The organism is Kribbella flavida DSM 17836 (assembly GCF_000024345.1).
In the GTDB taxonomy this organism is placed as follows: Bacteria; Actinomycetota; Actinomycetes; order Propionibacteriales; family Kribbellaceae; genus Kribbella; species Kribbella flavida.
On record NC_013729.1, the window covers coordinates 1,988,011 to 2,001,804 of the forward strand.

Sequence of the window (13,794 nt, forward strand, 5' to 3'; positions counted from 1 at the left end):
GGCTAACAGCACCGGGCTAGGCTCTGCCTGGTGGAGACGGAGAAGGTCGTCCTGGTGGACGAGGCGGGCCGGGCGATCGGCAGCCAGGACAAGGCGACGGTGCACCACCGGTCGACGCCCCTGCATCTGGCGTTCTCCAGCTACGTGCTCGACCGGCAGGACCGGTTGCTGCTGACCCAGCGGGCGCACTCGAAGACCACCTGGCCGGGTGTCTGGACGAACAGTTGCTGCGGGCATCCGTTGCCGGGCGAACCGCTGGCCGACGCGGTCCGCCGCCGGCTCGGCGACGAGCTGGGCGTCGTACCGGACGACGTCGAGCTGGTGCTGCCGGAGTTCCGGTACCGCGCGGAGATGCCGGCCGGCATCGTCGAGAACGAGCTCTGCCCGGTCTACCGGGTGCGGTGGTCGGGGGATCCGTCGCCGGACCCGGCCGAGGTCGCGGCGTACGAGTGGGTGGAGTGGTCGCAGGTCGGCGCCCGCCCGGGGCTGTCACCCTGGTGCGAGCTGCAGCTGGCCGCGTTGTCCGGCCTCGGCCCGACGCCCGCCGACTGGCCGGTCGCCGATCCCGAACTGCTTCCCCCGGCCGCTAAGGCCTGAGTTCGCGGTAGAGCTGCTCGCCGGTCCAGGCTCGCCGCGGCCCGGCCTGGGCCTGCCGGATCAGCGCGACGAGTCTGCTGTTGACCGGCGCCGCCCGCCCCAGGGACTCGGCGAGCCGGACGACTTCGCCGTTCAGGTAGTCGATCTCGGTACGCCGTCCGGCCTGCAGGTCCTCCCACAGCGAGCTCCGGGCGTGCGGGTCGATGGCCAGCATCTTCGCGGCCACCCGACGGAACAGGAGGTCGGGCAGCCGCAGCACCGTGGGGATCCGGTGCGGCGGCAGCGCCATCAGCTGTGCCGGCTTGATCCCTTGCAGAGCAAGAAGTTCGAGGGTCTCGGTCTGCGCGGCCGCCAGGCAGCGGCGGTAGGCACGCTGCGACAACTGGTCGCGCAACGGCAGGTCGGACAGCGCGTTGACCGGGTTGTTCAGGTTGAGCAGGAGCTTCGCCCACTGCACCGGCAGGATGTCCGCGTGCTGGGTCAGCGGCAGCCCGGCCCGCTCGAACACCTCCACGTACGGCGCGATCGCCGCGTGCTGCTGGACGTCGAGCCCGCCTTCGGTGCCCTGGTGGAAAGCGCCACCGCCCTTGGTGAGCACGTTGAACGGCACCATGCCGGTGAGCACGAGCTGCTCCGGCAGCCGCTCGCGCAGCAGGTCGCCGTTGCGGATGCCGTTCTGGAAGCTGACCACGACTGTGCCGGGCTCCAGCACCTCGGCCAGTTCGGCGGCCGCGGTGTCGGTGGCGGCCGACTTCACCGTCACCAGCACCAGGTCGGCCTCGGCAGCCGCGGCCGGGATCGTCTCGAAACGTACGTCGGTGACCCGGAGGTCGGCACCTCGGTAGTCGGTCAGGTGCAGCCCGTGCTCAGCGACCTCGTCGGCGACCCGCTGCCGCCCGACGAGCACGACGTCCGCGCCACCGGCCACCAGCCGCCCACCGACGTAGCACCCGATCCCGCCGGCGCCGTACACCGCGATCGTCATCCTGCTCTCCCCTCGGCTCCCAGCTGCAGTATGGGGGACCACCGGTTGCGGCCGGACACGGAAACCGCCTGACCGCGCGGGGCGGTCAGGCGGTGGGGTGGTGGGGGATCAGACCTCGGCGTCGTCGGTCTCGGGGGCGGCGGCCTCGGCGTCGGCGAGCTTCCACTTCAGCTGGAACTCGACCTCTTCCTCGTCGTCGCCCCGCTCGTGCTCGACGCTGATCTGCGCGTTCCTCGGCACCGTGAACCGCTCACCGGCGATCTGGATCCGGAACGGCTTGCCGGCCTCCAGCGCGTCGGCCAGCCGGCGGAGCTTGGCCGCGAAGTCCTCGACCGAGTACGTGCGTTCGACATCTCTCTCACTCATGCCGCCCATCCTGGCAGCCGACCGGGCGACCGGGCCGTCGCCGCGGGCCGAAATCCGGGTCCGCCGGAAAATCCGGTGCGGGCCGGACCCTGGTGTCCTACCGTGAGGCCATGGCTACTTGCCTCTGTGTCTAGCTGCGCGACCCGCTTCCGTACCCGAAGTGTGTCCGCAAGTCTTCACAGAGAGTAACCATCAACATGATCACCGTGCGTGGTGTCGACGTCCGTGCCGGCGCCCAGCTGCTGCTGTCGGACCTGTCCTTCCACATCGGCCCGGGCGACAAGATCGGCCTCGTCGGCCGCAACGGAGCCGGCAAGACCACCCTGCTGAAAGCCCTGGCCGGCCAGGAACGCCCCGCCGCCGGCACGATCAGCAGCATCGGCTCGGTCGGCTACCTGCCGCAGGACCCGCGAGCCGCCGACCCCGCGATGACCGTCACCGCCCGGATCCTGTCCGCGCGCGGCCTGGACGTCGTCGTCCAGCGGCTGCGCCGGGCCGAGGCGGCGATGGCGTCGGCGACCGGGGCCGCGCAGGAGCGCGCGATGGCGGCGTACGCGCGGGCGGAAGCGCAGTTCCAGGCCGCTGGCGGCTATGCGGCCGAGGCGGAGGCGGGACGGCTCGCGGCAGGCGTCGGGTTGCCGGTCCGTGCCCTCGACCAGCCGATCGGTCAGCTCTCCGGTGGTCAGCGCCGCCGGGTCGAGCTGGCCCGGATCCTGTTCGCCGAGCACGACACCCTGCTGCTTGACGAGCCGACCAACCACCTCGACGCCGACTCCGTCGGCTGGCTGCGCACGTTCCTGCTGGGCTATCCGGGCGGGCTGGTGGTGATCAGCCACGACCGCGAACTGCTCGCCGCGACGGTCAACCGGGTGTTCCACCTCGACCCGCAGCGGCGGACGATCGACCTGCACACCATGGGCTGGTCGAAGTACCTCGCGCAACTGGAGACCGACGAGCGGCGGCGCGCCCGGGAACGCAGTACGGCCGAGCGCAAGGCGGCGGTGCTGCACGCGCAGGCGGCGAAGATGCAGGCCGGGGCGAAGACCGCGGTCGGCGCCCGCAACATGGCTCGCCGGGCCGACAAGCTGCTCGCCGACCTGGAGCCGGTACGCCGGTCCGCAAAGGTGGCGCGCATCCGCCTGCCCGAGCCGGCGCCGTCGGGCCGGACCCCGTTGAGCGCGAGCGGCCTGACCAAGTCGTACGGCGGCCTGGAGGTACTGCGCGGCGTGGACCTGGCGGTGGACCGAGGGAGCCGGCTGGTCATCCTCGGGTTGAACGGCGCCGGCAAGACCACGCTGCTGCGCATCCTCGCCGGGCACGAGCAGCCGGACAGCGGCCGGGTCATCCCCGGTCACGGCCTCCGGCTGGGCTACTTCGCGCAGGAGCACGACACGCTGGACCTGGCCGGCACCGTGCGGCAGAACCTGGCGTCCGTCGCGCCGCAGCTCACCGACGGCGAGGTGCGTGGCGTGCTCGGCTCGTTCCTGTTCAGCGGGGACGACGCGGACAAGCCGGCGCACGTGCTGTCCGGTGGCGAAAAGACCCGGCTGGCCCTGGCCGGGCTGGTGCACTCGGGGGCCAACGTGCTGCTCCTGGACGAGCCCACCAACAACCTCGACCCGGCTTCGCGGGACGAGGTTCTCGGTGCGGTCGGCAACTATCCGGGAGCGATCGTGATGGTCACCCACGACGAGGGCGCGATCGAGGCGCTGCGGCCCGACCGGGTGCTGCTGCTCCCGGACGCGACCGAGGACCTGTGGACCGACGACTACCTCGAGCTGGTCTCGCTGGCCTGAGCAGTCAGAGGCGCTCGAGCAGGTGCACGGTGATCTCGTCCCCGGGGGCCTTGCCGAGGCGGTCCCGCAGGTCGGCCTTGACCGGCAGCTTGTGAGTGCCGTCGCCGAGCGCCATGAACGAGCTGGAGAACGGGTGCCCGTCCATCGTGCCGCGGACCTTGACCAGGCCCCGGGTCCCGAAGAACTCGGCCGAGCCGGGCATCACGACGTACGTCCAGCCGCCCTTGGCGTCGCTCTTCTGCAGGGTTGCGGTGAACTTCTGGTCCAACGTGCCGGCCTTGCTGGTCATCGTGGTTCCTCCTCGTGCGGGGGGTGCTGTCACCCGGAGGTAGAAGCCGCCGCCGGCTTTTCGACATCCCGCGGTCACCATTCTCGCGCCGTCGCCGGGTGGCAGGATGGACCGGTGACGATCCGGGCGGGGCACCTGCACGACGTACCGGCGGTTCTGGCTCTGCTGGACGGCGCGACCGAGTGGCTCGTCGCGATCGGCCGCACCGACCAGTGGGGGACCGAGCCGCACTCCACGAACCCCCGGCGGGTCGAGCAGATCACCGGCTTCGCGGCCGACGGCGGACTCTGGATCGCCGAGCGTGACGGCGCTGTCGTCGGGGCACTGGCCGTCGGCGCGGCGATGCCGTACGTCCCGGCGGCGACCGAGCCGGAGCTGTACGTCCGGTTGCTGGTCACCGACCGGGCGGCCAAGGGCAGCGGGATCGGCACCGAACTGCTCGACCACGCGCTGGTGCTCGCCCGGCAGGCCGGGGTCGGGCTGGTCCGGGTCGACTGCTTCGCCGGCGGCGACGGAGCACTCGTCCGGTACTACGAGAAGCAGGGCTTCACCCGGACCGAGTCGTTCGGCGTACCGGTCAAGGGGTCGGTGTGGCCGGGTCAGCTGCTGGCCCGGCGGGTGTGACCGCGGTGAACGGCGCCGTGCGAGTCGCTGCAGTGCAGCTCCGGCGCTTCACCTGAGGCGTGGTCGACCTGCAGCGTCGAGTGGGTCAGGTGGTGCCGCTCGGCCAGCAGGGTCTCGATCTGGCCGCGGATCAGGTGGCAGTCGAGCCCTTCGCGGACCAGGACGTGCGCGGACGCGGCCGGCTCGCCCGAGGTGATCTGCCAGACGTGCAGGTCGTGCACCTCCACCACACCGGGGATGCAGCACAGCTCCTTGCCCAGCGCTGCCGGGTCCAGTCCGGCCGGCGCGGCCTCCAGGAAGATCCGGCCGGAGTCGCGGACCAGGCCGAGGCCGGCCTTGAGCATCAGCGCCGCCACGATCAGCGCGGCGATCGGGTCCGCCCGGGTGAAGCCGGTGAGCAGCACGACCAGGCCGGCGGCCGCGGTGGCGATGAAGGCGAACAGGTCGTTCAGGATGTGTTGGTAGGCGCCTTCGACGTTCAGGCTGGTGCGGTTCGCCCGGCTGATCAGCCAGGTGGCGGCGAGGTTGACGAAGATGCCGACCACCCCGGTGACCAGGACCAGGCCGCCCTCGACCTCGGGCGGGTGGATCAGCCGCTCGACCGACTCGTAGACGAAAAACGCGGCCAGCAGCAGCAGGGTGATGCCGTTCGCCTGGGCGGACAGGATCTCGACCCGCTTGAAACCGAAGGTGAAGCCACCGGCCGGCGGCCGCGCGGCCAGCCGGATCGCGATCAGGGCCAGCGCGATCGCGATCGCGTCGGTGAGCATGTGGGCCGCGTCGGTGATCAGCGCCAGCGACCCGGCCGCGAAGCCGACCACCACCTCGGCGGCCATGAACCCGACGATCAGCGCCAGCGCACCGCTCAGCAGCCGCCGGTCCGCGTCGGCGCTGACTCCGTGCCCGTGACCATGACCGTGCCCGTGCCGCAGGTCCTCCGCCGTACCGACGGCTGTCGCGGGGCGGGCGGCCTCCACCGGCTCCGGGCTGTGCCTGGTCATGCGGTGCGCTCGGGGTGGATGGCGTCGGTGTGCTCGGTGTGCGCGACAGCCAGGTCGACGAGCATCCGGACGTGCGCGTCGTCGAGCCGGTAGTAGGCCATCCGGCCGTCGCGGCGGACCGAGACCACCCGGTGCGCGCGCAGCAGCCGGAGCGCGTGCGACGTCGCCGACTCGCTCATCCCGGTCACCGCGGCGAGGTCACAGACGCACAGTTCGCCTTCGAGCAGCGCGACCAGCAGCTTGAGCCGCCGCGGGTCGCCGAGCAGCCCGAACACGTCCGCCGTGTCGACGACGTCCTGCTCGGACGGCATCCTGGCATGCACGGCCGCCACCCGCTCGGGGTCGACCAGCCGGACGGTGCAGGCGTCACCCGCACCGGCAGACTGCACATCTGCAGAACTGTTCATACGTCGACAATAGGCGAGGCGTACCGGTCCTGGCCAGTTCCCGGGGTGTCCGGTGTGTCACCCCCCGGAGCCCGGGGGCTCAGCTGAAGACGGGCTGCAGCTCGGACCAGCGGGAAGCGCGGCAGTACACGGGCACGACCTCGAGCGGTACGTCGCGTGTGACCAGGCCGGAGGGCACCCGGTCCCCGGTCCAGACGTCGATCCACTCGCCGGCGGGCAGATAGGTGGTCCAGGTCGTCGCGCCCGGTTCGAGCACGGGGTTGATCAGCAGCTCGTCGCCGAGCAGGTACTGGTACGGGTGGTTCCAGATCTCCGGGTCGTTCTCGTGGTCGAAGAACAGCGGGCGCATCAACGGGCGGTCGGTGGCGATCGTGCGTGCGGCCTGCTCGGTCAGGTAGGGAACCAGGCTTTCGCGCAGCGTCGCGAACCGCCGGAACAGTGGTACCACGCGGTCGTCACCGGTGGTCTCGGCGACGTGCCACGGCGTCCTGTCGCGGAGCGGAAGCTGATGGTGGTTGAACTCCGAGTGGTACTGCATGATCGGCATGAACGCCGACGCGGCCGCCGCCCGCAGGTAGAGCTCGGCGTCGGGTACCGGCCCGGAGAAGCCGGCGAGGTCCCAGCCCCAGTAGACGATGCCGCACGAGGCCGCGGTCAGTCCGGCGGTGACCGACGACCGGAAGGCCTGCCAGGTGGAGTCCTCGTCGCCGGCCCAGAAGATGCCGTGCGCCTGCGAACCGGTGAATCCGGCCCGCGAGAACGTCACCGGCGCCTTGCCCGCCGACCGGAGCAGGTCGCCGAAGGCGCGCGCGTAGTGCACCGGGTACAGGTTGTTGCCCTCGTCCCCCTTGCGCCCGTCGGCGTAGACCAGGTCGTGGCCCCAGGCGTGCTCGCCGCCGTCGGTCTTGAATCCGTCGACGTCGAAGTGCTCGACCAGGTAGCGCCGCTTCTCGGTCCACCAGTCACGGGTCCGCTGCACCGACAGGTCGGGCATCAGCGCCTGCGGGAACCACCAGCCGCGGTTGCGGTACGCCGTACCGTCGGCTTCCAGCACGGCGTGCCCGTCGCGCACCATCGCGGCGGCGTCGGCGGCGACCTGCCCGGTGGAGAACTCGGTCTTCTGCAGCGGGATCTGCCAGAGGATCACCTTGATGCCGCGGGCGTGCAGCTCGTCGATCATCGCCTTCGGGTCCGGCCAGGCGCCGTCCGGGCGGTAGCTGAAGTCCTCGGCGCGGTGCGCGCTGCCGTCCTCGGTCACGGCGTACACCGCGTCGCGCCAGATCGTGATGCCCTGCTCGTCGCTCCAGGCCTCGATCACCACCGCGCCGACCGGGATCGCCAGGTCGCGGTGGGTGTCCATCCGGGCCGTCACCAGCTGCTGGGTGTTCCACTCGTTGCCGGAGGCCCACAAGCGGAAGACCCAGCCGGGCAGCTCCTCCGCCCGGCCGACCTCGTCGAGGAACCCGGTGAGCACGGTGGCCGGGTCACCTTCGTAGATCGCCAGGTCCACCACCGGCTCGTCGCCGAGCGCGACCTCGACGGTCAGTTCGTTGCCCGCGGACGAGTACCAGGTACGGCGTGAGGTGCGGACGTGGAAGCCCCATCCGTTGCCGTCGGCACCGACCACGTGCGCGAACGGCATCGGCAGGTACGTCCGCCCGTGCACGCCTTGGGCCTTGTACTGCTCGAAGACCACCGCATCCAGCTCCCGCCCCCGCTGGTCCAGGGCGTCGTACCGCTCCCCGAACCCGACCAGCCGATCCCCGTCCTGCAGCTGCAACCGGAAACGCCCGCGATGTACCCCTTGGGACGAGACCAGCCACTCGACTCCTCGGACCCGCTCGCCACCGCCCCGCACTTCACCCACACCGTCAGCAGTCCACACCGCCGGCGACACCTCGAACCACTCCGTGCTCTCGGCTGCCCCACCACGGTGTGCGTGGAAGCGGTACTTGACTGGTTCGGCGAGGGGTGGAGTTTGGACGGACCAGGCGCCGTCGGCGCCCAAGGACTTGGCCTGAGCCTCGCTGAGGTGGCCTTCGCCGCCGGCCAGGGCGGCGGCGTCGGCGGCGGCCGCGCTGGTTGCGGACAGCGGGAGCTCGAGCGTGCCCCACTCGCAGACGACCCGGTCGGCCTCCGGCGCGACGACGCCGAGCAGGACCGGTTCGCCGGCGAGGGGGAGAACGGGCACCCGCTGGTCGGGGGAGACGGCGTACGGGTGCTCGATACCGTGCGGGCGGTGCTTGATCATCAGGCGTCCTTGGCGGCGGGAGGGAGAAGGCCGAGCTCGTCGGCGAGGATCAGGTACATGCCGTGCGACCACAACAGCGGAGTGGCCACCGTGCCCCAGCGCGCGACCCACTCCGCGCGGGACCCGGGGTGCAGCAGATGGTGCGGGACCTGCTCCGGCAGGTCACCGTCGGCGTCCGCCTGGTCGGCGATCCACCGCAGATGTCGCAGAGCACCGGCGGTGTCACCCGCGGCGGCCAGGTTCCACCCGAGCAGCGCGGACAGCAGAATCCACTGCCCACCCCCGTAGAACACGTCCGCCGCGAACCGGTGCACCCCGCCGTCGACGTCCAGGTCCTTGGCCACCGCGGCCCGGGTCATCGCGGCCACGTCGTCGTCCGGCGGCACCAGACCGAACGGAACGACGCACGCCGGCAGCGACCCGTCGACGGCCGAGCTGCCGAGCCACTTCACCAGGTGCCCGTCGACAACGCCCTCGGCGCTCACCAGCGAGCGGATCCGGGCCGCCACCTGCAGCGTCGCCGCCGACCAGGGCGCCGACCGCAAGGCCGCGCAGGTACCGACCGCGACCAGTCCGCCGTGGATCGCGCCGAGCGTGGACACGTGCCGATGCTCGACGTGCTCCTCCCACCAGTCGTAGCAAGGCCGGTCCCAGAAGGCGAGCAGGTAGTCGACGGCGACGTCGATACCGGCCCGCCAGCGCTCCAGGTCCAGCCCGTGCCGCGCCGCGTGGGTGACCACCGACCACAGCCACATGCCGTAGCCGTCGGTCTGGAAGTCCCACCACGGGTCCGACCCGTCGTTGCCGTCGAAGGTGAACCGGGTCGGCAGCATGCCCTCGTTCGACGGGACCTCGCCCCGGTCGACCGCCGCGAGCAGGTCGTCGACCTGCCCGCGGCGTCTGCGCAGTACGCCGTCCACCCAGTCGTGGAACCGCCCGGCGGACGCCACGTCGCCGTACCGGGAAATGCCTTCGGCGGTGAACGAGCCGTCCCGCAGCCAGGCATAGCCCCGGTACGCCGAGAAGGTCGGTGCGGCGGGATACGCCCCGCCGGCGTCCTGGTGACGGGTGATGACGGCGTGACTGTGCCGGGCGAGCTCGTGCAGACGGGCGAGCTCGTGGCTGTCGAGGCCGGTGTCCCGGGCGGAGGTGGTCATCGGCTCCTTCACTTCTTCAGCAGACCGTTGACCTTGGTCTGGGCATCGGCCAGCGCCTTCTCGACCGGCTTCCGGCCGGCCGCCGCCGAGGTCAGCTCGGTGGTGACGATGTCCTGCATCTCCTGCTGCCGCTCGATCACCGGCGGCAGCACGGTCTCCTCCAGCGCGCTGAAGACGGCTTTGCGGTTGGCCGGCTTCTTCTGCTCCAGGTACGGCGCGAGCTTGGCCTCGTCGGCCACCGGCGGCAGCTCCCACGAGCTCGCCAGCCGGGTCTTGGTGGTCTCGTCGGACGCGGCCAGGAAGGTGATCCACTTCTGCGCGGCGGCGGCGTTCTTCGAGGCCGCCGACACCACCAGGCCGTTGACGAACATCGCCGACGCCTTCCGGGTGTTGCCCGGCTCCACCACGACGTCCCAGTCGAACGGCGCGTCGGCCATCGCGCTGAACATCCAGATCCCGGTGTGCCACATCGCCAGCTTGCCGGACTTGAACAGCTTCGAGTCGAAGTCCGGCGTGCCGGCGCCGTCGGCCTCGGTCGGCATCGTCGTGCCGACCTTGCCGATCAGGAACTTGGCCGCCTCGACGCCTTGCGGAGAGTTGAAGGTCGCCGCGGTCCGGTCGGCGTTGAGGAACTCGCCGCCGTTCTGCGCGAGCACCTTGTAGAACTCGTTGTACGACACCGGCTGGTAGTCGCCCCACACCTTGGCGCCCTTGTCGGTCAGCTTCTGCGCCGCGGCCTGCTCGTCCTTCCAGGTCCACTCGGGCGTCGGCTCCGCCACCCCGGCCTTCTTGAACAGCGCCTTGTTGTAGAACAGCACGACGTTCGAGAACGACTCCGGTACGCCGTACTGCAAGCCGTCGGCATTGAACGCCTCGTACAGCGACTTCTTGTAGACCGAGGAGTCGACGTCCTTGAGCTCGGCCAGCGAGCCGTTCTTCGCATACGTCACGAAGTTCTCGTAGTTCAGCTCGAAGGCGTCGGCCGCGGTGCCGCCGGCGACCGCGGTCTGCAGCTTCGTGAAGTAGGTCGCGTACGGCACCGTCTCCACCTGCACGGTGATGTCCGGGTTGGCGGCCTGGAAGGCGTTGACGATCGCGGTCAGATCCTTCTCGTGGCCGTCGTTGGCGGAGAAGTTCATGTAGCGCACGACGCTCTTGCCTTCCGGCGCCGCGGCCTCCTTGGTCGCCGACCCCTGACCACAGGCAGCCAGGAGTACGGCGAGTGCGGCCGCAGCGGCCGCGGTCTTCAGTGAACGCATGGTGGTTCCCTCCCTGATAAGGACTACTTGATGCCTGTGTGGGCGACACCGGCGATGATGTGGCGTTGCGCGAGCAGGTAGACGACGGCGATCGGCACGATCGAGACGACGGATCCCGCCATCACGACGTCCCACTGGGTGGTGAACTGGCCCTGCAGGGTGGACAGGCCCAGCGGCAGTGTCATGAACTCCGGCGACCGGATCACCACCAGCGGCCACAGGAAGCTGTTCCAGCTGCCCATGAACGCGAACACCGCGACGGTGGCCAGGGCCGGCCGGATCAGCGGCAGCACGATCGTGGTGAAGATGCGCAGGTGGCCGGCGCCGTCGATGGTGGCCGCCTCGTCGAGCTCCAGCGGTACCGCGGTGACCGCCTGGCGGAGCAGGAACACCCCGAACGCCGAGGCGATCGTCGGCGCCAGCAGCGCGAAGTACGTGTCCTGCAGGTTCAGTGTCTTCATCTCGATGAACAGCGGCACGACCAGCACCTGCAGCGGCACCATCAGCGTGGCCAGGTAGAACCCGAAGACCACGTTCTTCAGCGGGAACTTCAGCCGGGCGAACCCGTACGCCGCCATCGACCCGGTGACCAGCTGGAGCGCGGTCGACACGATCGCGACGCCCAGTGAGTTCAGCACGATCCGCCAGATCGGCAGCGCGTCCACCAGCGTCCGGTACGCGCCGAGCGTCGGGTCGTCGACGACCAGGGTCGGGCCGTCCGCGAGCGAGCCCTCCGGCGTGATCGAGGTGATCACCGTCCACAGGAACGGGAAGAGCATGATCGCGGCGCCGACCAGCACCGCGGCGTACAGGGCGAGCCTGGCGGGCAGCGATCCGGTGTCACGCATAGTGCACCCACTTCCGCTGGCCGCGGATCTGCACGACGGTGATCACCAGGATCAGCGCGAACAGCAGCCAGGACAGCGCCGACGCCTCGCCCGCGCGGCCGTAGCGGAAGGTCAGGTCGTAGATCTGCCCGACCACCACCTGGCTCGACCCGGCCGGTCCGCCGCCGGTCATCACGTAGACCTGGTCGAAGACCTGGAAGCCGTTGATCAGCGAGATCACCACCACGAAGAACGTCGACGGCGACAGCAGCGGCAGGGTGATCCGCCAGAACCGCTGCCAGGCATTCGCCCCGTCGACCTTCGCGGCCTCGTAGTAGTCGCCGGGAACGGACTGCAGCCCGGCCAGCAGGATCACCATCACGAAGCCGAGGTCCTTCCAGGCCGAGGACAGGATGACGGCCGGCAGCGCCCAGGCCGGGTCGGTCCACCAGCCGGGCTCGGGCAGACCGACGGCGCCGAGCAGCTGGTTGACCAGGCCGTTGGTCGGGTTGAGCAGCCACTTCCAGACCAGGGCCACGACGACCCAGCTGGTCACGACCGGCAGGAAGTACGTCGCCCGCAGGAAGGCCCGGCCCTTGAGCTTCTGGTTCAGGGCGAGCGCGAGCAGCAGGCCGCCGGCGTACACGATCGGCAGGTAGCCGGCCACGTAGGCGAGCGTGTGCAGGAAGACCCGCCGCGTCATCGGGTCGGTCAGCAGGTTCGTGTAGTTGCCGAGGCCGACCCACTCCATCGGCGAGATCAGGTTCCACCGGTGCAGGCTGACCCACAGCGAGGAGACCATCGGGACCAGCGTGAACACGAACAACGGGATCGCGCTGGGCAGCAGGAAGAACAGCACCCAGCCGAGGTTCTTCCAGCTCCGCGGCCGCCGGTTGGCCGTCGTCCGGCGTGCGCCGTCGCGCGCTGTCTGCTTCACGGGGCGCCCAGCCTGACCCGGACCAGGCGGCTCTGCTCGCCGCCGGTGCCGGCCGAGTCGAACGGCGACGCCAGCACCAGCGACGCGGCGCCGCGGGCCCACTGGTCCTCCGTCCACGGCTCCACCACCACCGGGACCGCTTTGCGGGCCGGAAGCAACGATCGCCGGAACGACGGCTCGAAGCCGGTTTGCCAGTACTGCCACCCGTCCACCCCTTCACCCATCAGCACGACCACCTCCGGGTCGATCGTGTGGATCACGCCGGCCAGCGCGCGTCCGAGCATCGCGCCGGCTGCGGCGAAGACCTGCCGGGCCGCCTCGTCGCCGGTGGCGGCGGCCCGGAGCAGGGTCGGCAGCGTGCCGCGCGGACCGATCACGCCGCGGTCGCGGGCGGTCCGGCACAGGCCGGCCGCGCCGACGTGAGCCTCCAGGCAGCCGGTGGAACCGCAGGTGCAGGGCAGCTGGTCCTGCTCGTCGTGCCAGACCGGGATGTGGCCGATCTCGCCGGCGCCGCCGTTCGCGCCGCGGTAGATGCCGCCGTCGACGACGATGCCGCAGCCGATGCCCCGCCCGATCGTGACCACCAGGTACGACGAGTGGGCGCGGCCGATGCCGTACAGGCGTTCCGCGGCGGCCAGCGTGTTCACGTCGTTGTCGACCAGGACCGGGCTGCCGATCGCCGCGCGCAGGGATGGGCCGACCGGCGCCGCCTGCCAGGACAGCGTCGGCGCGTCGACGATGCCGGAGGCCTGCGAGTCCACCGAGCCCGGCACGCCGACGCCGACCCCGAGCAGCCGGTCGTCGAGTGCGGCGACCTCCTGGGCGAGGATCCGGCCGAGGCGGGGGAGCGCGTCGTCCGCGCCCGGGTCGTAGTCGTGCGAGACCGACGAGCGCACGGTGCCGTCGAGCTCGACGGTGACGATCGCGACGTGGTCGGCGGTCACCTTGGCGCCCAGTGCGACGCCCGCGTCCTGCACCAGCCCGAGCAGGCGCGCGGGGCGGCCGCCGTTGGACGGCACCGACTCGAGCTCCTCGATCAGCCCGCGCGCGATCAGGTCCTTGGTCACCTGGGTCACCGTGGCCGGGCTCAGCCCGAGGGTCCGGGCGATGGCGGTCCGGGCCGTCGGGCCCTGAGTGCCGAGCAGCCCGACGATGCCCGACGGGACGAGGTCACCGCGGGGGATCGGGCCTGGCGAGTGGGCCACGGACGCTCCTTCGACTTACTTCGGCACTAAATTTAGTGAGAAAGTAAGCCGGTCGCCGCAGTCCTGTCAAGACCGTTCGCGGCGAGGCCGGGG

The 13,794-nt window shown here is 71.0% G+C and carries 14 protein-coding genes; 3 read left to right on the top strand and 11 right to left on the bottom strand.

Going from position 1 to position 13,794, the window contains the following annotated elements; translation table 11 throughout:
• Positions 1-30 precede the first annotated feature (30 nt).
• A complete protein-coding gene (gene idi, locus KFLA_RS09330) occupies positions 31-597 on the top strand; it encodes an isopentenyl-diphosphate Delta-isomerase (RefSeq protein ID WP_012919537.1) in 567 nt (188 codons plus the stop codon).
• Here idi and KFLA_RS09335 read toward each other — a convergent pair.
• Complete coding sequence (locus tag KFLA_RS09335) at positions 587-1,582, bottom strand: 2-dehydropantoate 2-reductase (RefSeq protein ID WP_012919538.1); 996 nt, start codon at positions 1,580-1,582, stop codon at positions 587-589. The genes idi and KFLA_RS09335 overlap by 11 nt on opposite strands.
• A gap of 108 nt (positions 1,583-1,690) precedes the next feature.
• On the bottom strand, positions 1,691-1,948 hold the full coding sequence (locus KFLA_RS09340; protein WP_012919539.1) for an amphi-Trp domain-containing protein: 258 nt from the start codon (positions 1,946-1,948) through the stop codon (positions 1,691-1,693).
• Positions 1,949-2,145: 197 nt separating this feature from the next.
• Here KFLA_RS09340 and KFLA_RS09345 point away from each other — a divergent pair, with 197 nt between their 5' ends.
• Positions 2,146-3,744, top strand: a complete 1,599-nt coding sequence (locus KFLA_RS09345; RefSeq protein ID WP_012919540.1) for an ABC-F family ATP-binding cassette domain-containing protein — start codon at positions 2,146-2,148, stop codon at positions 3,742-3,744.
• 4 nt (positions 3,745-3,748) lie between these two features.
• Here KFLA_RS09345 and KFLA_RS09350 read toward each other — a convergent pair whose 3' ends face one another.
• Entirely contained in the window at positions 3,749-4,033 is a 285-nt protein-coding gene (locus KFLA_RS09350; RefSeq protein ID WP_012919541.1) for a DUF1905 domain-containing protein, read from the bottom strand.
• Between the two features lie 114 nt (positions 4,034-4,147).
• On the opposite strand from KFLA_RS09350, the gene KFLA_RS09355 reads away from it, so the two are divergent.
• Positions 4,148-4,657: a GNAT family N-acetyltransferase gene (locus KFLA_RS09355; protein WP_012919542.1), complete on the top strand. Its 510-nt coding sequence runs from the start codon at positions 4,148-4,150 to the stop codon at positions 4,655-4,657.
• Here KFLA_RS09355 and KFLA_RS09360 read toward each other — a convergent pair.
• From KFLA_RS09360 to KFLA_RS09395, 8 genes are all read right to left on the bottom strand, one after another.
• A complete protein-coding gene (locus KFLA_RS09360; protein WP_012919543.1) occupies positions 4,633-5,658 on the bottom strand; it encodes a cation diffusion facilitator family transporter in 1,026 nt (341 codons plus the stop codon). The genes KFLA_RS09355 and KFLA_RS09360 overlap by 25 nt on opposite strands.
• The gene (locus tag KFLA_RS09365; protein WP_012919544.1) at positions 5,655-6,065 is read right to left on the bottom strand and encodes an ArsR/SmtB family transcription factor; all 411 of its coding nucleotides are present in this window, start codon (positions 6,063-6,065) and stop codon (positions 5,655-5,657) included. Before KFLA_RS09365 ends, KFLA_RS09360 begins: the two co-directional genes overlap by 4 nt.
• Before the next feature lie 79 nt (positions 6,066-6,144).
• Positions 6,145-8,316 carry a glycoside hydrolase family 31 protein gene (locus tag KFLA_RS09370; RefSeq protein ID WP_012919545.1) on the bottom strand — a complete coding sequence of 724 codons (2,172 nt, stop codon included), beginning with the start codon at positions 8,314-8,316 and terminating at the stop codon, positions 6,145-6,147.
• On the bottom strand, positions 8,316-9,473 hold the full coding sequence (locus KFLA_RS09375; protein ID WP_012919546.1) for a glycoside hydrolase family 15 protein: 1,158 nt from the start codon (positions 9,471-9,473) through the stop codon (positions 8,316-8,318). The genes KFLA_RS09370 and KFLA_RS09375 overlap by 1 nt, the downstream gene beginning before the upstream one ends.
• 8 nt (positions 9,474-9,481) lie before the next feature.
• Complete coding sequence (locus KFLA_RS09380) at positions 9,482-10,732, bottom strand: ABC transporter substrate-binding protein (RefSeq protein ID WP_012919547.1); 1,251 nt, start codon at positions 10,730-10,732, stop codon at positions 9,482-9,484.
• Positions 10,733-10,755: 23 nt separating this feature from the next.
• Positions 10,756-11,580: a carbohydrate ABC transporter permease gene (locus KFLA_RS09385; protein WP_012919548.1), complete on the bottom strand. Its 825-nt coding sequence runs from the start codon at positions 11,578-11,580 to the stop codon at positions 10,756-10,758.
• Positions 11,573-12,496, bottom strand: a complete 924-nt coding sequence (locus KFLA_RS09390) for a carbohydrate ABC transporter permease (RefSeq protein ID WP_012919549.1) — start codon at positions 12,494-12,496, stop codon at positions 11,573-11,575. The genes KFLA_RS09385 and KFLA_RS09390 overlap by 8 nt, the downstream gene beginning before the upstream one ends.
• Positions 12,493-13,701: an ROK family transcriptional regulator gene (locus tag KFLA_RS09395; protein ID WP_012919550.1), complete on the bottom strand. Its 1,209-nt coding sequence runs from the start codon at positions 13,699-13,701 to the stop codon at positions 12,493-12,495. Before KFLA_RS09395 ends, KFLA_RS09390 begins: the two co-directional genes overlap by 4 nt.
• Positions 13,702-13,794: the final 93 nt, after the last annotated feature.